Here is a 20,877-nt window from a genome sequence, read left to right on the forward strand (position 1 = left end):
TGCCGATGAAGGTAAATGACTATATTGTATATATTTATATGTTTCTACTAGGTGAAATGTGCAATTAGCAAACAATAATTTGTCAATACTGATGCATAAGTTTCTCTGCGGACAGATAGACATGTCAGTGAAGAAAAAACGCTTCACAGCCTGAGGGGCGTGAAGCGCTCAATTATTCTAATTTGTCCCAACTGCTTTCATGATGCTGGCTGGCATCACCGGTGCAGTTTATTTATAAGCATAGGCCTCAAAAACCGGCTCAACGGACTTGTTCCAGTCACTGTTGAATTGCGCCAGCATGGTTTCCGCCAAAGGTTTGCCGGACTTCACAATGGCTTCCAGTGGCTCCAGATAGATGCTTTCATCGCGACCATTTTCATCGGTCTGCTTGCGGTTTTTCAGACCCTGCACTGCAATCTCTACAGCCTGTGCAGCGATATCAGCAACTTTGCCCTTGCCGAATGGCGTATTGAAGCCCTGAGCCGGAACCGCATTACGCATATCCGCGACTTGTTCAAAGCTCCAGTCCTTGGTCAGATCAAGCGCTGCATTCAGTGCATCTTTGTCATAGAGCAGGCCGACCCAGAAAGCAGAAAGTGCTGCAATATGCTCCAGCGGGCCACCATCTGCACCACGCATTTCAAGAAAGCGCTTGAGGCGCACTTCCGGAAACAGTGTGGAAATATGATTTGCCCAATCGCCCATATTCGGCTGTCCGGCGGTTGGGTGATCTTTCATCGCGCCATTGAGGAACTGGCGGAATGTAATATGAGTGCAATCAATATAGTGGCCGTCGCGCATGATGAAATACATCGGCACATCCAGCGCCCAGTCAACATAATCCGCAAAGCCGAAGCGTTCTGAAAACACAAATGGCAGCACGCCAGAGCGACGATTATCCGTATCGCGCCAGATATCGGAGCGCCATGATTGCAGGCCGTTCAGCTTACCTTCAGTGAAAGGGGACGAGGCGAACAGAGCGGTTGCAATGGATTGCAGCTTCATGCTGACCTGCATTTTATGGCGCATATCGGTCTCTGAGCCGAAGTCCAGATTAACCTGAATGGTTGATGTGCGATACATCATATCCAATCCCTGAGTGCCGACTTTCGGCATATAGGCGGTCATAATGGCATAGCGGGACTTTGGCATCACCGGCGTCTCAGCGCGTGTCCATTTCGGACTGCCGCCCATGCCGAGAAAACGGATGCCCATTGGCGTGCTGATTGCCTGCACATCTTTAAGATGCTGGCTCGCTTCCGCAAAAGTCTGATGGATGGTTTGCAGCGGCGCACCGGACAGCTCGAACTGGCCACCGGGCTCCAGAGAAATCGCACCCTGTCCCTGCGGGCTGACGAGGCCGATCAGCTTGCCTTCGTCAACAATCGGATCCCAGCTCAGGCGCTGTTGCATCGCTTCCAGAATGGCGCGGATGCCCTGTGCGCCCTCATAGGGAACCGGACTATGATCTTTGGTGAAATAGGGGAATTTCTCATGCTCAGTGCCGATACGCCACTGATCTTGTGGCTTACAGCCTTCTGCGAGATATTCAGCCAGTTCCTCAATGCCGGAAATGACTGTTTCGTCTGTTGTATCCCGAGCCATGCTCTGCATTACCCTATTTTGTAGTTGTCACTATTCATATATGTGATTGGCGTTTTTTTATCCAACACGCAAGCAGAATTATTTCTTATAATAATAAGATATAGCAGTGTGTCTTGTCCTGTTGCGAAGAACACAGCGAAAAATACGCTATAAATGCAATAATCAGCTTTGTGTAACGCAAAGAGCGCAGATTATCACCAGTCGCCAATTGTAGCTTGTATCACAGCCATTGCGGCAACGGCTGCCGTATCGGCCCGCAAAATTCTGGGGCCTAACGGAATCACTGTGACAAAAGATTGCTGGCGCAAAGTGCTGCGTTCATCTTCCGAAAAGCCGCCTTCGGGTCCGATAAAGACACCGGCGGGTTTGCCTTTCAGTGGCGTTAGAAGAGGAAGCGGGTTGTTGCTTTCCGCTGCTTCATCACAAAAGATCAAAGTGCGGGAATGATCCCATTGTTCCATGAATTTATCAAAACGCAACGGTTCTCTATATTCCGGCAATGACAGAATTCCGCATTGTTCCGCGGCTTCGCGCAGATTGGCTTGCATACGCTCGCTGTTGAGCTTTGGCATCTGGCAATGCTGGGTGATAACCGGTTGCAGAACGGATGCCCCCATCTCGACAGCTTTTTGGATGATATAGTCCATTCGACCCGTTTTGAGCGGCGCAAAGCAGTAATGGAAGTTTGATGGTACCGGTTGTGGTCTAACCTGTTCAACAGGATGAAGCGTGGCGCGTTTTTTGCCGATTTGCTCAATCCTGGCCAGCCATTCACCATCCTGTCCGTTAAATAGCAAAATTTGGTCGCCATCACGCATCCGCAGCACATTGAGCAGATAATGTGCGGTTTCAGCTGGCGCCTCAACGGGGTGATCCGGTTGCAGGGGAAGCTCGGTCAGTAATCTTTGCATTCTGTAATTTGCGCGCATTGCCAACGGATGGCAGAGGGGAGGGCGGCAGGTCAAGCGAAAAGCAGCATCTCGCGGATGCCGGTAGCCGGATTACAGCATAGTTCCTTAAACTTGAATCAGTTTAAGGTAAAATTATGCTGTAAATATAAAGTGTTAGAGCGACCTTTGTGCGCCAAAGAGGGCGCACGGCGCTCTAAAAGAAACGGCCTTATCTTTGTGTGAAACCGGAGAGACTCACCTCGTGTGTTCGTGGCAAATTTCATCATTTTTTGGCTTCAGATATCAGCCGTGAAAGGCCTATGGTTAATATTTGGTTTATCTAATTCAGATTTTCTTGATGTAGCTGGGCGATTTAGTTGCTGTTCTGCCACAATGGATAGCAAAGTGAATATTCTGTGTGTTTTTAGCTGATAACTGCGCCATGTTTTATTGCTGTTAAGGACGCCTGCTTATATCTGGAAGCACCCTTTAACTGTGCAGGTTCCGTCTTTGACATCATCGCTATGTCGCGGATCAGGCCGAAGATAGTCCGTTTCCAGGAGAGTTGATTCCATGTCCGCAAAGAGCGCCACGCTCCTGACCGTCCTTATGTTGTCTGCAATCCTGTTTACCGGACTTGGTTTGCTGTCGGTTGAAACGGGTGACAGCGCTGTTGCCAGCGATGGCTATGGAATTTCTGAATTCCACCAATAATTCGTTTTTGATTGAGGCCGGTTAGTGAACCGGAAGAGATATGAAATAAAAGCCGCGTCAGTTGATCACTGCGCGGCTTTTTTGTTTCTGCTGTTTTTAATGTGGCGCACGTACCTCGTCGCGAAATTCCAGTATGTCACCTGGTTGGCAATCAAGTACGCGGCAAATTTTTGCCAGAGTTTCGAAGCGAATACCGCGCACTTTGCCGGATTTCAGCAGGGAAACATTTGGCTCCGTAATGCCAATATCAGCGGCCAGCTGGCGGGAGCGGATTTTTTTACGTGCTAATACGACGTCAAGATTAACAATAATGGACATTTTTCACCTTAAAATTGAATAAATATAATTATACTTAGCGTTATTGAAAAATTAAAAATTGCATGGATTTTTCACTTCAGTAATTGGATGAGTTATAATTAATTAAAAAGAGGGGTGAATTCGCCCTTTCTCTATTGGAAATTTATAACTCATCATATGAAAAAACCCATAAATGGATACTGCAATAAAATGCAGGTAATAAAAAGGGATTTAGATATATTCCAATATAGTCTTGATTTTATAGTTAATTGATTTTGTATTGTTATTTGTCCATTTTATAAGGACATTTGATAATTATTTTATATTCAGTGATTTATAAATATTAATTGAGTAATAAATTACGTATTTTCATATATTATTTTATATTTGCTTTGTTTTTATCTGTTTATATGCAATCTGCATGGGAAAATGAAACACCCGCATAATCATTATGCGGGTGTAATCAATAAACCTGTAATTTTTATCTGGTTTATAGTGCAATTTCGCGTATCCGTCGTGACGGGTGACGAAAAAATTGCTGCAATTAGCCAAAGGTCGTTGGATCAGGGCCGATGCGACCGTTCTGGGAATCCAGCTTGTCGATTTCGTCATGCTCTGTGCCCAGCAGCTTGAAATCTGTGACCGCAAAGTTCTCTTTGATGCGGGCAGGTGTGGTTGATTTCGGGATGACGATATTACCAATATCAAGATGCCAGCGCAGAATAATCTGAGCGACGGATTTTCCGTGGTTTTCCGCAATTTCTTTCAAAACCGGATTGTCGAGAATTTTTCCCTGACCGAGCGGGCTCCATGCCTCAGTTGCAATATTATGCTGCTGGTGGAACTGGCGCAGATTGTCTTGCTGGAAATAAGGATGCAATTCAATCTGGTTGATCGCCGGTATAACATCTGTCTCGCGCTGCATGCGCTGCAGATCGGATGTACGGAAGTTGGAAACGCCAATCGATTTCACGCGGCCTTCTTCACGCAATTTGATAAGTGCACGCCATGTATCGAGAAACTTGTCTTTATTCGGCATCGGCCAATGAATGAGATACAGGTCGAAATAATCTGTTCCGAGGCGTTCGGCAGAAGCATCAAAAGCTTTGAGGGTTGAATCATAGCCCTGATCGTCATTCCATACTTTTGTGGTGAGGAAGATGTCTTTGCGCGCAATGCCTGAATTACGGATGGCTTGACCTACGCCGGTTTCATTCTTGTAAATTGCGGCTGTATCAATATGGCGATAACCGATTTCAAGTGCAGTGGATACGCTTGAGACGGCCTCTTCATCGCTGATCTGCCATACACCGAAACCCAGTTGCGGAATGGAGTTGCCGTCGTTCAGTTTGATCGCAGCTACGGTCATGTCCTTATTCCTTTTCTGTTTTTGCGCCGGTTTTTGGGTGCCCCTTATTGAGAGTTTCCGGCGAAGCACTTTTACAGAATGTAATCTAGAATCGGTTCTTACCGTTTTTGCAAGACCGGCTTATGTCAAAAACGATAAAATATTAGGGATTATAATTCGGGGAGGCAGTGATCCTGTACATCATATGGCATAAAAAAGCCCTGCATCATGAATATGATGCAGGGCTTTTGCTTGGATTGACTTCTGTCAGAGTACGACGACTTTTGTACCAACAGGAATGCGCTCATAAAGCTCTTCCACGTCCTGATTGCGCATTCGGATACAGCCGGAGGAAACAGCCTTACCGATGGTTGCAGGGGCGTTAGTGCCGTGAATTCTGTAGAGTGTATTGCCGAGATAGAGTGCGCGTGCGCCAAGCGGGTTGGCAATGCCGCCTTCCATTCTGACCGGCAGAATGCGGCCTTTCTTACGCTCGCGGGCAATCATTTCTTTCGGCGGGTGCCATGAAGGCCATTCGGCTTTGCGGCTCACGGTTTCGGTGCCTTTCCAGCCGAAGCCTTCTTTGCCGACACCTACGCCATAGCGGCGGGCTTTGCCATTCTCACCGACGAGATACAAAAACTTACCTTTTGTATCAATAATGATCGTACCGGTTTTGTGAGCGGTGGTGTAATCAACTTCCTGAGGCAGAAAGATCGGGTTCATGCCACCAGCGCTTTTCGCAGGGTTCTGCGGAGCAATCGCGCTGGCACGGATGAAAGAGCCCTGTTGACTGGCAGCACTCTGGCGCAGAACCTTATCTTGCCTTTTGCGCGCTTGTTGTGCATTTTCAGGGCGTTGCGCGGTGGTTGCGCGCGTCTGTGATCTGGTGCTGTTTTGATAAATGCGCGGGGCAGTTGGAACCAGCGCACCGGCAGAGCGCTGCGGTTGCAACTGCGTGACCCATGGCGCACTCAGATCAGGACTGAGTACCAGTGGCGGCGGCGTGGCATAACGATCATTGGCAAATGCACCGCCGGCAGAAATGGCGGATAAGGCAAAAGCAGCAATGGATGCGATCAGCAGCAGATGACGTGGTTTCATCAGATCGTCCTGTTTTGTAGTTATGCCTTAAGCTGCGATGCATTGTTCATCAGTCTCGGCATGAAGATTCCTTTGCCTTTGACTGTGATGCCTGACCCTTTTGAAAAAGTGAATCACTGCTCGTATCCGTCAGAAATGCAGTGAAAACTTACCGTCTTGGTTATCAGCGGGTAAATATTTCTCACCTTTGTTTATAGTTCTGCTCCGTATGCAATAAAACATATGTTCTTTTTTTGTTCCATGTCAAATAAAATATGCTATAGAAAGACTCAATGGATCTGCAGATGGCAAACGGGTGAAAAATGACGCAGGAGATACCGGTTCTGGAAGCAGGGCTGCATTGGGGTGAGGACGGAAAAGTGCGCTGCGGCTGGCATGGAGGCTTGCCGGATTATCTGCATTATCATGATACGGAGTGGGGCTTCCCCGTTGAGAATGACCGCCGCCTTTTTGAGAAGATTTGTCTGGAAGGATTTCAGTCCGGCCTGTCATGGCTGACGATCTTGAGAAAGCGTGAAAATTTTCGTCGTGCCTTTGCGGAATTTGACTATCATAAAATGACTTTGTTTACAGATGAAGACGTCGAGCGCCTGATGCAGGATAAGGGCATTGTGCGCCATCGCGGTAAAATCAAATCAGCCATTCATAATGCGGGTCGTGCCATTGATCTGATTGCGGAGAAAGGCTCATTGGCCGCTTATTTCTGGAGTTTTGAGCCGCAATCTGAAGACCGGCCTGCACGGTTTGATCTGTCTGCTTATACAGACAATCCTTTCACGGAAATTTCCACCCGTATCAGCAAAGATTTGAAAAAGCGTGGCTGGTCTTTTGTCGGGCCGACAACTGTCTATGCCTTTATGCAAGCAATGGGATTGGTGAATGATCATCTGGAAGGCTGTTATTGCCGCCCTGTGATTGAACGCCTGCGTCAGGATTTTGTGCGTCCTAAATAATCGGTACAAGCTGCAATTGCGGCAACAGAAATGTTTTAAGCGTTGTTTCTAGAGTGTTTTAATTGTCGCATGTTCGCGGTAGCTCAAATGAATTCATTTGAGCGCGACATGCTCTAGGCTGATCTTGCTCTTGCCGCACGCAAACCGATCAGTTAGGAAACATACGCGCCTTACAAGAATATTGAGGCACTTAATCTTTAAGATAACTCGAGTTTAGCGGATCAGGATCATGGCAAATAAAGCGGAAAAGATGAAAGCGCGGCTGCCGCGTGGCTTTGTGGACCGTGAGCCTCATGATCTGCGTGCAGCTGAGAAAATGCTGGCGACCATTCGCGAGGTTTACGAGCGTTATGGGTTCGACCCGATTGAAACACCGCTCGTTGAATATACTGACGCATTGGGCAAGTTTCTGCCGGATCAGGATCGTCCGAATGAAGGTGTGTTCTCTTTGCAGGACGATGATGAGCAGTGGCTGTCACTGCGTTATGATCTGACTGCACCGCTGGCGCGTCACGTTGCAGAGAATTTCAATGAAATTCAGTTGCCGTTCCGTAGCTACCGTAATGGCTGGGTGTTCCGTAACGAAAAGCCGGGCCCTGGTCGTTTCCGTCAGTTCATGCAGTTTGATGCCGATACAGTTGGTGCGCCGGGTGTGTCTGCCGATGCGGAAATGTGCATGATGGCTGCCGATACGCTGGAGCGTCTCGGTATTCAGCGCGGCGATTATATGATCCGGGTCAATAATCGTAAGGTTCTCGACGGTGTGCTGGAATCGATTGGTCTGGCCGGTGATGAAAATACCGGACGCCGCCTGAATGTGTTGCGCGCTATCGACAAGCTCGACAAGTTTGGCGAGGAGGGCGTGAAGCTGCTGCTTGGTGCAGGCCGTCGTGATGAATCCGGTGATTTCACCAAAGGCGCAGGTCTTGATGAAACCGCGATTGCTAAGGTGCTTGATTTTACAGCGGCAGGTTCAGAGGATGGTTCGCAGACCATTGCCAATCTGCATGCGGTTATTGAAGGCAATGCCCGTGGTGCGGAAGGCGTTGAAGAACTGGCGCAGATGCAAATCTTGTTTGATGCGGGCGGCTATGCCGGTCGCGTCAAAATCGATCCGTCGGTTGTACGCGGCCTCGAATATTACACTGGTCCTGTTTATGAAGCCGAATTGCAATTCGACGTCACCAATGAAAAAGGTGAAAAAGTCGTATTCGGTTCTGTTGGTGGTGGTGGTCGCTATGACGGTCTGGTATCGCGGTTCCGCGGCCAACCGGTTCCGGCAACCGGCTTTTCCATTGGTGTTTCCCGTCTGATGACGGCATTGAAAAACCTTGGCAAACTGGGAACTGAAGAAACACTGGCACCGGTTGTAATTACCGTCATGGATGGTGATGCCGTTAGCCTTGGTCGTTACCAGAAATTTACGCAGGATTTGCGTGATGCCGGTATCCGCGCCGAGATGTATCAGGGTAACTGGAAGAAATTCGGTAATCAGCTGAAATATGCAGACCGCCGTGATGCGCCGCTGGCGATTATTCAGGGTGGCGACGAGCGTGCCAATGGCGAAGTTCAGATCAAAGACCTGATTGAAGGCAAACGTCTGTCCGGTGAGATCGAAAGCAATGAAGAATGGCGTGCCAGCCGTCCCGCGCAGGTCACTGTGAAAGAGGCTGATCTGGTTGCTGAAGTGCAGCGTATTCTTAACCAGCAGGCCGAGGATCGGTTGCAGGAAAAAAGCAGGCAGGCGAAGTAAGATGAGTACGCGTCAAACAGCAGATATAGCCGCTGATCTGGCGGCTTATTTTGCAACCACCTCAAGCGAGGCAGTCAATATTCCGATCCTGCAGCCTGCCGATCCGTTTCTGGATATGGCAGGGGAGGATCTGCGCAGCCGCATTTTCCTGACAGAGAATGAAAACGGCGACAGCCTGTGCCTGCGACCGGAATTTACTATTCCCGTCTGCCGTAATCACATTGCGTTGAACGCGGCAACGCCAAAGCGCTATTCTTATATTGGCGAGGTTTTCCGCCAGCGTCGTGAGGGCGGCACCAGCTTTCATCAGGCCGGTATTGAAGATCTCGGTGGTGATAATGAACCGGCTTCCGATGCGCGATCGCTGAGCGATGCTTTGAATGCAGTGCGTCAGGCCGCGCCTAACGCATCTTTTCAGATGCTACTCGGTGATCAGTCGGTGTTTGAAGCTGTGTTGGCATCTCTTGGACTGCCACGGGGCTGGCAGAAAAAACTGGCACGCACCTTTGGTAATGCCGCGCAACTGGAACTGGCTTTGCAAGATTTGGCATCGCCGCGCACCGGCAATGTCGTGCCGGAGCCTTTGCGCCAATTGGTCAATGAGCAGAATGAAGAGGAGCTGATTGCTGCTCTTCAAAAAGAAATGCAAGTTGCAGGGATTTCACCTGTTGCTGGCCGCACGCCTGCGGAAATTGCACGGCGTCTGATGGAAAAGCAATTGCTGGCTGCGGTGCAACTGGCAGATCGTGTGCTGACATCACTGAAAACATTCTTGTCCATTCGCGTGCCGCTAGATCAGGCAGCCGAACAATTGACCGATTTTGCCGTGCAGAACGGGCTTGATCTTGGTTCTGCCTTGCTGGGCTTCGGTAAGCGGGTTGAAGAAATGCGTGCTGCGGGTGCCGATCTGAGTATCATTACTTATGATGCCGGTTTTGGGCGTCCGCTCGATTACTATACCGGTCTTGTTTATGAGATTACCAGCAGCGATGCTGATTGCGGTGTGATTGTCGGTGGCGGTCGTTATGATCGCTTGCTGACCATGCTGGGTGCTAAAGAGCGTATTTCCGGCGTTGGCTTCTCGGTCTGGCTGGATCGTTTGCAAAAATGTGCCGATGCCACACGGACAGGAGCGCAGTTATGATCGTTACTCTGGCACTGCCTTCCAAAGGTCGTTTGAAAGAGCAGACGATTGCAGTCATGGCCAAAGCAGGCCTCAATGTTGTGTTGCCGGAAGATGATCGCAATTACCGCGCGACCATTGAAGGCGTGGATGATGTTGATATCCTGTTCTTATCGGCTTCTGAAATCGCGCGTGAACTTGGTTATGGCTCGGTTGATCTTGGCGTAACAGGTGAGGATCTGATCCGTGAGACATTGGCGCAAGCCGATGAGAAGGTGCAGATTGAAACGCAACTTGGCTTTGGTCATGCGGATGTGATTGTGGCTGTGCCTGAAGTCTGGCACGATGTTGCAACGATGGCGGATCTGGATGATGTTGCTGCGGATTTTCGCCAGCGTCATGGCCGCCGGTTGCGGATTGCCACTAAATATTGGCGGTTGACGCAGCAGTTCTTCTCTCAGAAGCATGGTATTCAGGTTTATCGCATTGTGGAAAGTCTGGGTGCGACTGAGGGCGCGCCGGCAGCAGGTTCGGCAGATATTATTGTTGATATTACATCGACCGGTTCAACACTGCGTGCCAATAGGCTGAAAATTCTTGATGACGGTATTATGCTGAAATCACAGGCTTGTCTGGTTTCTGCGCGACGCAGTCTGGATAATCCGCGTGTGGCGGAAATTATCAGCCGTATCTGTAATAGTCTGAAATAAATTGCATATTAGAGCGCCGTGCGCCCTTTTGGGCGCACAAAGGTCGCTCTAACACTATATATATACAGCATAATTTTACTTAAACTGATTCAAGTTTAAGGAATTATGCTGTAAAACTTGAATAGGAAAAGGCCGCAATTCTTATGAATTGCGGCCTTTTTGATAGGTCAAAAATGCTCAGTTATTAGCGACCGCGACGGTCAACCGAATATGCACCGGCACCGGTGATTGCGAGGAGCAGCAGACCACCTGCAATTGCGAGGTTCTTCTGCGCCATCATTGCGTTCATGCCTTCTGCAAAGTCCATATGGGCAACCAGTGTCGCGCCGATGGTGAACAGGGCAACAATGACCGCTGCGATACGGGTCTGGAAGCCGATCAGAATGGCAAGACCGCCGACAAACTCAACCAGACCAACGAGAACTGCAGTCACCGATGGCATTGGCAAGCCGATTGCGCCGAAATACTGAGCAGTGCCTTCAAGGCCTGTCAGTTTTCCCCAACCTGCAAGAATGAAAAGAATCGAAAGAAATACACGGGCAATCAGGATAACGATTGAATTCTGGGAGGCAGAAACATTGCTCATTATGAGGCTCCGGTGAGCATGTTGCGGAAGTGCTTGATGCAGATTTCCCGAGGCAACATGTGTTGAAATAAAACGAGGATAAATGCTGTGCGACTGGTGTCCCGCAACATGAATGGTTGTTGACAGAACGGATAAACAAAAACGACTGTTACGTAAATATAGACGTATATTGACATATTGTTCATCAAAGGTGAACTGCAAATTTCAGCGGTAGATTATAAAGGCAATGTTGTTATTGCGTGGCTACCCGTAAATGTCTCCGAGACTGGTATTCATGTATAACTACCCTCTAAAACGCACACAGCCCGAAACAGAGGGCTGTCTCGGGCTGTGTTTATTAGTCTGTGTCAGAACAGTTTATGATGGCTGCAGCATCAGTTCCGGACGTACCAGAGCTTCATATTCTGCTTCAGTGACAAGGCCGCTTTTCAGTGCTTCTTCGCGAAGCGTTGTGCCATTGTGATGGGCAGTCTTGGCAATCTTTGCAGCTGCATCATAGCCGATCTGCGGAGCCAGTGCAGTCACCAGCATCAGCGAGTTTTCCATCAACTCATGAATACGGGCTTCATTGGCTTCAATGCCGTCAATACAATGATCGACAAAGGAATTCATACCGTCAGCGAGCAAACGGATAGACTGCAGCACATTGACAGCAATGACCGGTTTGAAGACGTTGAGTTCAAAATGCCCCTGACTGGAAGCAACAGTGACAGTCGTGTGGTTGCCAAAAACTTGTGTGGCAACCATTGTCAAAGCTTCTGCCTGAGTAGGGTTTACTTTGCCTGGCATGATCGATGAGCCTGGTTCGTTTTCCGGCAATTGCAACTCGCCAAGGCCGGAGCGTGGGCCTGAGCCGAGGAAGCGAATATCATTGGCAACTTTAAACAGGTCTGCGGCAAGTGCATTCAGACTGCCATGCAGATTGAGCAGGGCGCCATGGGAGGCGAGTGCTTCAAACTTGTTCGGCGCTGTTTTAAATGGCAGGCCGGTAATATTGGCAACAGCTTCCGCGAAGCCGGTATCAAAACCTTTAGCGGAATTCAGGCCGGTGCCGACCGCTGTGCCGCCTTGTGCCAGCAAATAGACATCGGTGAGGCTCTGTACGATACGGTGCTTGCCATATTCAATGGCTGCGCGATAACCGGAAAATTCCTGACCCAGCGTGACAGGCGTGGCATCCTGTGTATGGGTGCGTCCGATCTTGATCAGATGCGCGAATTTCTCTTCCTTCGCTTTGAGCGCAGTAGTCAGATGGTCAAGGGCAGGGAGCAGGCGGGATGTCACTTCAATTGCTGTGGCAATATGCATGGCTGTCGGGAAGCTGTCATTGGATGACTGTCCCATATTCACATGATCATTCGGGTGAACCGGCTTTTTGCTGCCGATTGTACCTCCCAACATCTCAATCGCACGGTTGGAGATCACTTCGTTGACATTCATATTCGACTGGGTACCGGAGCCGGTCTGGTAAATCACCAGTGGAAAATGATCATCCAGTTTGCCTTCAACAACTTCTGCTGCGGCGACAGTAATTGCACGGCCTAACACCGGATCAAGTTTACCAAGTGCAATATTGGTCTCTGCAGCGGCCTGTTTAACAATGCCGAGCGCATGGATGAGCGGGAGCGGCTGACGATCCGTGCCGATTTTGAAGTTCTGTAGCGAGCGCTGGGTCTGTGCACCCCAATAGCGATCATTATCAACGGCGATAGGGCCGAAACTGTCGGCTTCGGTGCGTTGGTCGGACATGGGTAGCTCCTGAAATTCTGTATTCTGGGAAGATATCGGCAAAGGGATTTTGTGGATGAGGCTATTACTCAGTCTGCAGACGCTTTAGGTGTCTTCAGCCTCATCATCAGGATTTTCAATCCATGCAGTCGGGGTGACTTTTTTCTGCGTCGTGCTGTCAATAAACACCCACCAGCCGCTGTCATTCTCATCCCAGTCGCCGCCTGCTTTTTGAAGCTGGGCAAGCTGGCGATAACGCGCCGGAGTTTCATTGATCTGACCGTCAAAATCCGTCCAGATAACAGTTACAGTGCGCCCGTCTTGCGGAGCCGTTGAGATTGGATGTTCTTTACGCATAGTGCTTCTCTCCCGTGCTGTGACAGCGTTGATCGTGTCAGAGCAGTATGAAGGTAACTGCACTAAACCTAAGCTGCTTCAACAGAAATTCAAGCAGAGAAATGTAAAATATGTGTCACATTGTCGCGATAGGGGAGGTAAAAGGTGGGAAGACGGGGGTTGCCCGTCTTCCCGTCGCTCCGGTCCGCAACACCTTCAAAGCGGGGGCAATAGGATCGCCTGACCGAAGCAAGCTGCAATCACTAGAGCGCCGTGCGCACGCTTGGGCGCATATAGGCCGCTCTAACATTTTATATTTACGCATAATTCCTTAAACTGATTCAAGTTTAAGGAATTATGCTGCAGAATGTTTTGTATCTCTACATTAGAGAATCTCTAAAATAAAGATTATCTACTTGTCCGTACAGTAAAATAAAGGGCGCCGCATTTTTATATGATGTTATGGTTTATGTGTTTGATACAATTTGCACCGGAATGGTACCCCTCATTATAGGTCGCAACTATAAATATTGATTTTTTATGATTAATATATCAATGAATGATGTCTGGTAAATCTGACAAGATCAGTAATATTAATTACCCCTGAATGAATTTAATGTTTCTAATATTAAAATTTGTGTTCATGCTTTCTTATTTAAACACGAGTATATTATAATTTAAAATCAGGAGAAGTTTTTCCTGATGACTGAAAACACTTTTTTCCGACATGCTTAATTCCGTAGCGAGAATATATCTCGTCCGGATTTTGGCTGCTGCTCATAAAAAAACCTCCGGTGATGAACCGGAGGTTTTCTTTAAGTGAGGCTTTACAGGCTTCTTAGAAGTCCATGCCGCCCATGCCACCCATGCCGCCACCTGGCATTGCAGGCATGCCGCCGTCTTTTTTCGGCAGTTCAGCAATCATGGCTTCAGTCGTGATCATCAGACCAGCGATCGAAGCTGCGTTCTGCAGAGCAGTACGAACAACCTTAACCGGATCAACAACACCAGCTTTGATCAGATCGCCATATTCGTTGGTTGCAGTGTTGTAACCAAAGGTTTCTGACGCGTTTTCGAGGATTTTACCAACGATAACAGAAGCTTCTTCACCAGCGTTTGTCGTGATCTGACGAGCAGGAGCCTGTAGAGCGCGACGGATGATGTTGATGCCGGCTTCCTGATCGGAATTGATGCCTTTTGCAGTGATGTTGGCAGAAGCGCGCAGGAGTGCAGTACCACCACCAGCAACGATACCTTCTTCAACCGCAGCACGGGTTGCGTTCAGAGCATCGTCAACGCGGTCTTTGCGTTCTTTCACTTCAACTTCAGTTGCACCGCCAACGCGGATAACTGCAACGCCGCCAGCGAGCTTAGCAAGACGTTCCTGCAGCTTTTCGCGGTCGTAGTCGGAAGAAGTTTCATCGATCTGCTGCTTGATCTGGCCAACGCGGGCTTCGATTTCAGCTTTCTGACCAGCGCCATCAACGATAGTTGTGGTTTCTTTGCTGATTGCAACTTTCTTCGCACGGCCGAGCATGTCGAGGGTCACGGATTCCAGCTTGATGCCGAGGTCTTCGGAGATAACCTGACCACCGGTAAGGATCGCGATATCTTCAAGCATTGCCTTACGACGATCGCCAAAGCCCGGAGCCTTAACAGCAGCAATTTTCAGACCGCCGCGCAGCTTGTTAACAACCAGAGTTGCCAGTGCTTCGCCTTCTACGTCTTCAGCAATGATGACGAGTGGCTTGGAGGTCTGAACAACAGCTTCGAGAACCGGCAGAAGAGCCTGCAGGTTGGAAAGCTTCTTTTCGTGCAGAAGAATATAAGCGTCTTCCAGATCAGCAACCATCTTTTCAGGATTGGTTACGAAATATGGCGACAGGTAGCCGCGGTCAAACTGCATACCTTCAACAACTTCGAGTTCTGTTTCAGCAGTTTTAGCTTCTTCAACAGTGATAACGCCTTCGTTGCCAACTTTCTGCATGGCTTCAGCAATCATCTGACCGATGGAAGCTTCGCCGTTAGCGGAGATCGTGCCAACCTGAGCAACTTCTTCAGAAGTGTTGATCTTCTTGGCTTTGCCGAGGAGATTTGCAACAACTTCGGTCACTGCGAGGTCGATACCGCGCTTCAGATCCATCGGGTTCATGCCGGCAGCAACAGCTTTTGCGCCTTCCTGAACGATAGCCTGACCGAGAACAGTAGCGGTTGTTGTACCATCACCAGCAGTGTCGTTTGTCTTGGAGGCTACTTCGCGCAGCATCTGCGCGCCCATGTTTTCGAACTTGTCTTCAAGTTCTACTTCTTTAGCAACCGATACACCGTCTTTGGTGATGCGTGGAGCACCGAAAGATTTGTCGATAACAACGTTACGGCCTTTAGGGCCGAGCGTTACTTTAACAGCATCTGCAAGGATATCGACGCCGCGCAGCATTTTTTCGCGCGCTGAACGACCGAACTTTACTTCTTTAGCAGCCATTTTTCTCTCCTGGAGCCTGAGGTCTGGCCTTCAAGGCTTCCCGATTTGAACTGTTGAAAAGGAATAATGAATAACCTGAGGCATAAACCGCCCAGGCTAAATCAAGAATTAGGCAATGATTCCGAGAATGTCGGATTCTTTCATGATCAGCAGGTCTTCGCCGCTGATCTTCACTTCTGTGCCGGACCATTTGCCGAACAGAACGCGGTCGCCTGCTTTAACATCCAGAGCAACCAGCTTGCCGCTTTCGTCGCGGTTGCCGGAACCAACGGCGACAACTTCGCCTTCAGACGGCTTTTCTTTGGCGGAATCAGGAATAATGATGCCACCGGCTGTCTTTGCTTCCGATTCTACACGACGAACGACAACGCGGTCATGAAGAGGGCGGAAATTGATCTCTGCCATGGTTATAACCCTTGAAAATACGCCTTGAAATAAGGCAGCAAAATGAACGATGGGCATTATTGCCCGTTGATTATTAGCACTCTCAAGTGGTGAGTGCTAACGTGCCTCTGATATAGGAAATAGCGTTTTCGGAGTCAAGGTTTCGGGCTGGCATAAAAGATAATATTGCCGGTGATAAGCCCTGTAAAAACTCGCTGGTTTGCTTTGAGCCTTTAGTGGAAAAGGTGCATGTAGGGTGCACACAATGCCATTATAAGTGTTTAGCAAAAACAATTTTATATCTGCCGAAATGAAGTGCCGGACAGGCTTATTATGCAGAGCGAATATGAAGCCCATATGAAATTTTTTGCCGACGTAATTTGCAAAAACACCGGCCTGTTTCTCAGGCCGGTGTTTGCTGGTGGATTATTTGACAACGCGCAGGTTGGATAATTCGTCGGCAATCTCGCGGAAGGTTTGCTCCAACTCACTACCCGTTGTATTCCAGAATAGTTTGGCACGTTTGGTTGGCGCATCTGGATCAAAGCGCACGCGAGAATCCGATGCGCATTCTTTCATGATTTCCATTTGTTTTCGGTCTGCCGCATTATTTGAACGCAAATCGAGCGCAACTGTCATGATCATGATATTATCGCTTTTGGCCAAGGTGCAGAGATTTTTGAAGCGCGAGTTCAGCGCCTCAGTGTAATTGGCATTGTTTCTTGATGATGTGTTTATGCCTGTTGTTTGCTGGAAAATACGAGGCAGTGGGTAGCCTAGAGTATTCACCGCAACATAGCCGAGTGTGGAATAATAGGAGACGTCACCGGCATTGTCAGAGGGTGTTTGCTTTTCCAAATTACTCACATTATTATATTGGTAGTAAGTATTAGCGCCGTCAGTCAGCACGATAACGACTTTATCATTGCCACGCTCTGTTGCGGCTCTGCCGCCTGTAAAAGGCGCATTTGCAACAAGTGTCCGCCAACCCCATACCATCCCTTCAGGCACATTTGTGCCACCTGAAGGTATCATGGCTTTAATGTTATCCTGCACTCTTTTCATGCCAGTTGTGGTGGTTATGTCAGTCAGTTCAGTAAGAGGGGCAGTTGTGCAGCTGTAATTAGGGCCTCTTTTTGAAGGGTTTATTGATGCAATATCTTCTGCGCTTGAGGAGGTGTTGGTGTAGTAGCGTGTTATGTCTTTCTGGCGGGTCAGATAGTTGGCTGTTGATCGTCCTGCCATCGTGCCTGATATCGAATTATTATCGACCCACCAGCTGTTGTGCGCTCGTGTTCCGCTCGTAACCGCATATTCACTTGGTCCGAACATCGGCACATACATGCTTTCCGGACGTGCGACAGTCGCTGGAGCCGCATTGATACCATAGATTCCAGGACGCGCTTCAACGCATCCTTGCCAATAGGTGTAGGCCTTGCCATTGGTTAGTTTCATGTCGTTGTAAAGGCTAAACCGTGTAAACATAGTGCCGTTTTGAGCACCCCAGGCAGAGCCTGTTTTATAGTAAACGTTATTCTTGTTGGTAATCTGTTTGTTTGTTGCAAGTGTTAGCGGTGTGCTTTGCGTCGGCATGGTGAAATTTTCATAGTGAACGGGTGAGATGCCGGTTTGATCCATCCACAAAGCATCTTTATTGTTGGGGCCGATATTGACTGAGCCAGCAAACGGCACAAGCGAAAACTGTATAGGGTTTTCAAGGTGCGTGATAAGCTTGGCTTGATCGGCCATATTATTAACAAGTTTACTGGCGGCATCTTTTAACAAGTCAATGCGCTTACTGCCGGAACCGGAGCCTCGTTCATCCATCGAGCCGGAGTTGTCCAGCACCAAAGCCACTTCCAGTGTGTTTTTCAGGCGCACGGTTGCAGCCATTGTGTAAGTATATTTATCCCAGTCTGTTTCCCCTTTCGACAAGGCTTTTACAGCTTTGCCAAAAAACGAGACATAACGAAATGAGGCGCTGGCAACGATCTGCTGATCGACATTGGAACCTTGCGGAAAGTTCAAATCAAACTTTGTCGCAGGGGGCTCAATCGCACGGAGATTTGCGTCAAATATCCTTTTTCCGAAGGCGCGCATTTCATTTTCTGTGGAGGCGACAGTGTAGCGTCTGCCCACAGCCAACGCCGCGGCATCCAGCGATTGTTGCACATTCCCGCGCACGCGCATCAGATTGGCAGTATCAATTGCTAGCATCATGGCAAACAAAATCGGCGGCAGCATGAGCGCAAATATCGGGGCGATCGCACCATTCTGGTTTTGACGGAAATGGCGCAAAAACACCCGAATACGGCCAGAGGATTGTCCGGAAGATTGAACGCTGCTCATAGTCTCTCCTGCCGGCTTTGCCGGAATAAGGTCTTCTTATTGTTCGCTGTTTTTCTAATATTCTACATAATGTGCAATGCAGTCAGATGAAAAACGGAAGTCAATTATCTGTTGGCTGAGAAGGTAACGGATTGGTTCTAATAAGCCGTCACGAAACACGGTAAAGAAACTGGGTAACCGGCAGGGTTAATAAAATCTAAGCATTGGGTAAGGGTTGGGCTTGGCGCTTATTATACATATAAACAGGGATGTGATGGTGCTGCTCGCGCAAAACGGGTGACATATGCTGCTTGTTGGTTTAGAGCATTTATAAAATCCGGCGCCCGAAGCAAGTCTTCATCTGTGCCATAAATTCAGGACTGTTTGCGCATAGCGCAACACTTACTTCGCCAATGGTGTGGGGTAAATGATTTAAGGATAGTGTTATGCTGCATCCGGCAAAGCTTGATGATCTTTTCGACAAATATGATGTGATCTTCAGTGATGTGTGGGGCGTATTGCATAATGGTGTGGAAGCTTATCGTCCGGCTGCGGATGCTCTGAAGCGTGCCCGCGAGGCCGGTGTGAAAGTGGTGCTGATTACCAATTCACCGCGCCCGTTCCCTGGCGTTGCCGCACAAATGGAAATGATGGGCATTACCAATGAGAGCTATGATCAGATCGTGACCTCCGGCGATGTCACCCGTGATCTGATCGCTGCGGGACCACGTAAAATCTTTCACCTGGGGCCTGAACGCGAGCTGGCAATCTATGACGGGCTCGATGTGGAGCTTGTTGAAGAATATGAAGCCTCAGCGGTCGTTTGCACCGGTTTGGTTGATGATGAAGTTGAAAAACCGGAAGATTATGCAGAAATGCTGCAGCGTTTCCGCTCGCGCAATCTGCCGTTTATCTGTGCTAATCCTGACCTTATCGTTGAGCGTGGCACCCGTTTGATCTGGTGTGCCGGTGCATTGGCGCGTGACTACGGCCAGCTTGGTGGGCGCACATTGATTGCCGGCAAGCCGCATAATCCGATTTACGCCGCTGCCATGCAGGCCGCAGAAAAGCTTGGCAGTAAAGAGGTCGATAAATCACGTATTCTTGCGATTGGTGATGGTATGCTGACAGACGTGAAGGGCGCGCAGAATTACGGCCTTGATGTGCTGTATATTTCCGGCGGTATTCACGCGGCGGAATATGTGGCTAAAGGTGAAATCGATCACGATAAGCTGCTGACATTCCTTGGCCGTCATGGTGAGGCACCTGCCGCGGTTATGCGCTACTTGGTATAAAAACGCATACGCCGTGTAATTACCCTGAAACAAGTATCCTGAAACAGATTCATGACCGCGATGCCTTCAGATTTTGCTGCACAATCCGCTATTCTCCGTCTCACCTGTGGTGCAAACGGCAGTGAGACCTTGCCCGCACATTTGCGTGGCGGTGTTGTGGCGATCGGCAATTTTGATGGTGTGCACAGTGGTCATCAGGCTGTGCTTGAAAAAACCTTGCAGCTGGCAAAAGAGCGTAATTGCGCTGCCGTGGTGCTGACATTTGAACCGCATCCGCGCAGTTTTTTTAATCCGGAGCAACCGGTTGACCGTTTGACTGACGCGCAGGAAAAAGCCGCGCTTTTAGGTCTTCTCGGTTTTGATGTCGTTGTAGAGCAGGGCTTTGACGCAGATTTCTCCGGTTTGTCAGCACAGGAATTTATCGATCAGGTGCTGATTGAGCGTCTGGGCGCATCTGAAGTTATCACCGGTGTCGACTTTCACTTTGGTAAGAAGCGTCAGGGTAATCCCGCGTTTTTAAAACAGGCCGGTGAAGCGTATGGTTTCGGCGTTACGCTGATTGAACCGTTCACCGATGAAGGCGGGGCGGTCGTTTCTTCTTCACGCATTCGCTCTTATCTGGCAGAAGGTGATGTCGCCGGTGCTGCAGGATTACTCGGTTATCGCTACACGCTGGCCAATACGGTCATTCATGGCAAGCAACTGGGGCGCACGCTCGGTTTTCCGACTGCCAATATGGCGCTGCCGGAGCAGACCAGCCTGAAACATGGTATTTATGCTGTCCGCTTTCGGCGTGCAGATGGTGCGCTATATGATGGTGTGGCCAGCTTTGGTCGTCGTCCGACCGTTGATAGTGACGGTTGCGCGCTGCTGGAAACTTTCGTGTTTGATTTCTCTGCCGATCTCTATGGGGAATTCTGCTCGGTTTCCTTCTTCGCCTATTTGCGCGGCGAAGAGAAATTTGATTCGCTGGATGCACTGATGGTGCAGATGCGGCAGGATGAGGCCGAAGCCCGTGCGATATTGTCTGCTGTGCAGCCGCTTTCACTGCTGGATTCTTATCTGACTTTCTCTAGAGCGCCGTGCGCCCTCTAGGGCGCATAAAGGTCGCTCTAACATTTTATATTTACAGCATAATTTTATCTTAAATTAATCAAAATTTGAGGTAAAATTATGCTGTGGAACCTGAATAAACGCGCTTCTTTAGAATATATTTACTGCTTTACTTGAAAAATAAGCGT

The 20,877-nt window shown here is 48.9% G+C and carries 18 protein-coding genes; 7 read left to right on the forward strand and 11 right to left on the reverse strand.

The annotated features are described in order from the left end of the window. Positions 1–228: 228 nt before the first annotated feature. Both QUF18_RS04360 and QUF18_RS04365 read right to left on the reverse strand, forming a co-directional pair. Entirely contained in the window at positions 229–1,605 is a 1,377-nt protein-coding gene (locus tag QUF18_RS04360; RefSeq protein ID WP_289385552.1) for a glutamate--cysteine ligase, read from the reverse strand. A gap of 194 nt (positions 1,606–1,799) precedes the next feature. Continuing rightward, positions 1,800–2,534, reverse strand: coding sequence for a 16S rRNA (uracil(1498)-N(3))-methyltransferase (locus QUF18_RS04365; RefSeq protein WP_353074481.1), 735 nt, complete (start codon positions 2,532–2,534; stop codon positions 1,800–1,802). A 534-nt stretch (positions 2,535–3,068) separates the two neighbouring features. Here QUF18_RS04365 and QUF18_RS04370 point away from each other — a divergent pair. Then, positions 3,069–3,209 (forward strand): hypothetical protein, encoded by a 141-nt coding sequence (locus QUF18_RS04370; RefSeq protein ID WP_170137411.1) that lies wholly within the window; start codon positions 3,069–3,071, stop codon positions 3,207–3,209. A gap of 96 nt (positions 3,210–3,305) precedes the next feature. On the opposite strand, the gene QUF18_RS04375 is transcribed toward QUF18_RS04370, so the two are convergent. From QUF18_RS04375 to QUF18_RS04385, 3 genes are all read right to left on the reverse strand, one after another. Further along, the gene (locus QUF18_RS04375) at positions 3,306–3,527 is read right to left on the reverse strand and encodes a helix-turn-helix domain-containing protein (protein ID WP_289385560.1); all 222 of its coding nucleotides are present in this window, start codon (positions 3,525–3,527) and stop codon (positions 3,306–3,308) included. 523 nt (positions 3,528–4,050) lie between these two features. Then, the gene (locus QUF18_RS04380) at positions 4,051–4,875 is read right to left on the reverse strand and encodes an aldo/keto reductase (protein ID WP_289385562.1); all 825 of its coding nucleotides are present in this window, start codon (positions 4,873–4,875) and stop codon (positions 4,051–4,053) included. 246 nt (positions 4,876–5,121) lie between these two features. Beyond that, positions 5,122–5,958 (reverse strand): L,D-transpeptidase, encoded by an 837-nt coding sequence (locus QUF18_RS04385; protein WP_289385565.1) that lies wholly within the window; start codon positions 5,956–5,958, stop codon positions 5,122–5,124. Positions 5,959–6,260: 302 nt separating this feature from the next. On the opposite strand from QUF18_RS04385, the gene QUF18_RS04390 reads away from it, so the two are divergent. The 4 genes from QUF18_RS04390 (at position 6,261) to hisG (ending at position 10,497) form a co-directional block, all read left to right on the forward strand. After that, on the forward strand, positions 6,261–6,911 hold the full coding sequence (locus tag QUF18_RS04390; protein WP_289385566.1) for a DNA-3-methyladenine glycosylase I: 651 nt from the start codon (positions 6,261–6,263) through the stop codon (positions 6,909–6,911). 229 nt (positions 6,912–7,140) lie between these two features. Then, positions 7,141–8,664 (forward strand): histidine--tRNA ligase, encoded by a 1,524-nt coding sequence (hisS, locus tag QUF18_RS04395; protein ID WP_289385568.1) that lies wholly within the window; start codon positions 7,141–7,143, stop codon positions 8,662–8,664. A 1-nt stretch (position 8,665) separates the two neighbouring features. Beyond that, positions 8,666–9,808: an ATP phosphoribosyltransferase regulatory subunit gene (locus QUF18_RS04400; RefSeq protein ID WP_289385571.1), complete on the forward strand. Its 1,143-nt coding sequence runs from the start codon at positions 8,666–8,668 to the stop codon at positions 9,806–9,808. After that, complete coding sequence (gene hisG / locus QUF18_RS04405; RefSeq protein ID WP_289385573.1) at positions 9,805–10,497, forward strand: ATP phosphoribosyltransferase; 693 nt, start codon at positions 9,805–9,807, stop codon at positions 10,495–10,497. Before QUF18_RS04400 ends, hisG begins: the two co-directional genes overlap by 4 nt. 184 nt (positions 10,498–10,681) lie before the next feature. On the opposite strand, the gene QUF18_RS04410 is transcribed toward hisG, so the two are convergent. The 6 genes from QUF18_RS04410 to QUF18_RS04435 form a co-directional block, all read right to left on the reverse strand. After that, positions 10,682–11,083: a DoxX family protein gene (locus tag QUF18_RS04410; protein ID WP_289385574.1), complete on the reverse strand. Its 402-nt coding sequence runs from the start codon at positions 11,081–11,083 to the stop codon at positions 10,682–10,684. 357 nt (positions 11,084–11,440) lie between these two features. Then, entirely contained in the window at positions 11,441–12,832 is a 1,392-nt protein-coding gene (gene fumC / locus QUF18_RS04415; protein ID WP_289385576.1) for a class II fumarate hydratase, read from the reverse strand. Positions 12,833–12,916: 84 nt separating this feature from the next. After that, on the reverse strand, positions 12,917–13,168 hold the full coding sequence (locus QUF18_RS04420; RefSeq protein ID WP_289385578.1) for a hypothetical protein: 252 nt from the start codon (positions 13,166–13,168) through the stop codon (positions 12,917–12,919). Between the two features lie 817 nt (positions 13,169–13,985). Then, a complete protein-coding gene (gene groL, locus QUF18_RS04425; RefSeq protein WP_289385580.1) occupies positions 13,986–15,629 on the reverse strand; it encodes a chaperonin GroEL in 1,644 nt (547 codons plus the stop codon). A 108-nt stretch (positions 15,630–15,737) separates the two neighbouring features. Then, the gene (gene groES / locus QUF18_RS04430; protein WP_289385582.1) at positions 15,738–16,034 is read right to left on the reverse strand and encodes a co-chaperone GroES; all 297 of its coding nucleotides are present in this window, start codon (positions 16,032–16,034) and stop codon (positions 15,738–15,740) included. Positions 16,035–16,439: 405 nt separating this feature from the next. After that, positions 16,440–18,362 (reverse strand): TadE/TadG family type IV pilus assembly protein, encoded by a 1,923-nt coding sequence (locus tag QUF18_RS04435; RefSeq protein WP_289385584.1) that lies wholly within the window; start codon positions 18,360–18,362, stop codon positions 16,440–16,442. Between the two features lie 425 nt (positions 18,363–18,787). Between QUF18_RS04435 and QUF18_RS04440 the strand changes: the two genes are divergently transcribed. After that, a complete protein-coding gene (locus QUF18_RS04440; protein ID WP_289385585.1) occupies positions 18,788–19,636 on the forward strand; it encodes a TIGR01459 family HAD-type hydrolase in 849 nt (282 codons plus the stop codon). A gap of 60 nt (positions 19,637–19,696) precedes the next feature. Then, on the forward strand, positions 19,697–20,731 hold the full coding sequence (locus QUF18_RS04445) for a bifunctional riboflavin kinase/FAD synthetase (RefSeq protein ID WP_289386141.1): 1,035 nt from the start codon (positions 19,697–19,699) through the stop codon (positions 20,729–20,731). Positions 20,732–20,877: the final 146 nt, after the last annotated feature.

The sequence above is a fragment of the Pseudochrobactrum kiredjianiae genome (assembly GCF_030362795.1).
Lineage (GTDB): Bacteria > Pseudomonadota > Alphaproteobacteria > Rhizobiales > Rhizobiaceae > Pseudochrobactrum > Pseudochrobactrum kiredjianiae.

Bases quoted from the DNA above. Each gene is read 5' to 3' on its own strand.
- QUF18_RS04360 (WP_289385552.1), bottom strand. From the start codon at position 1,605: ATGGCTCGGGATACAACAGACGAAACAGTCATTTCCGGCATTGAGGAA.
- QUF18_RS04365 (WP_353074481.1), bottom strand. From the start codon at position 2,534: ATGCGCGCAAATTACAGAATGCAAAGATTACTGACCGAGCTTCCCCTG.
- QUF18_RS04370 (WP_170137411.1), top strand. From the start codon at position 3,069: ATGTCCGCAAAGAGCGCCACGCTCCTGACCGTCCTTATGTTGTCTGCA.
- QUF18_RS04375 (WP_289385560.1), bottom strand. From the start codon at position 3,527: ATGTCCATTATTGTTAATCTTGACGTCGTATTAGCACGTAAAAAAATC.
- QUF18_RS04380 (WP_289385562.1), bottom strand. From the start codon at position 4,875: ATGACCGTAGCTGCGATCAAACTGAACGACGGCAACTCCATTCCGCAA.
- QUF18_RS04385 (WP_289385565.1), bottom strand. From the start codon at position 5,958: ATGAAACCACGTCATCTGCTGCTGATCGCATCCATTGCTGCTTTTGCC.
- QUF18_RS04390 (WP_289385566.1), top strand. From the start codon at position 6,261: ATGACGCAGGAGATACCGGTTCTGGAAGCAGGGCTGCATTGGGGTGAG.
- hisS (WP_289385568.1), top strand. From the start codon at position 7,141: ATGGCAAATAAAGCGGAAAAGATGAAAGCGCGGCTGCCGCGTGGCTTT.
- QUF18_RS04400 (WP_289385571.1), top strand. From the start codon at position 8,666: ATGAGTACGCGTCAAACAGCAGATATAGCCGCTGATCTGGCGGCTTAT.
- hisG (WP_289385573.1), top strand. From the start codon at position 9,805: ATGATCGTTACTCTGGCACTGCCTTCCAAAGGTCGTTTGAAAGAGCAG.
- QUF18_RS04410 (WP_289385574.1), bottom strand. From the start codon at position 11,083: ATGAGCAATGTTTCTGCCTCCCAGAATTCAATCGTTATCCTGATTGCC.
- fumC (WP_289385576.1), bottom strand. From the start codon at position 12,832: ATGTCCGACCAACGCACCGAAGCCGACAGTTTCGGCCCTATCGCCGTT.
- QUF18_RS04420 (WP_289385578.1), bottom strand. From the start codon at position 13,168: ATGCGTAAAGAACATCCAATCTCAACGGCTCCGCAAGACGGGCGCACT.
- groL (WP_289385580.1), bottom strand. From the start codon at position 15,629: ATGGCTGCTAAAGAAGTAAAGTTCGGTCGTTCAGCGCGCGAAAAAATG.
- groES (WP_289385582.1), bottom strand. From the start codon at position 16,034: ATGGCAGAGATCAATTTCCGCCCTCTTCATGACCGCGTTGTCGTTCGT.
- QUF18_RS04435 (WP_289385584.1), bottom strand. From the start codon at position 18,362: ATGAGCAGCGTTCAATCTTCCGGACAATCCTCTGGCCGTATTCGGGTG.
- QUF18_RS04440 (WP_289385585.1), top strand. From the start codon at position 18,788: ATGCTGCATCCGGCAAAGCTTGATGATCTTTTCGACAAATATGATGTG.
- QUF18_RS04445 (WP_289386141.1), top strand. From the start codon at position 19,697: ATGCCTTCAGATTTTGCTGCACAATCCGCTATTCTCCGTCTCACCTGT.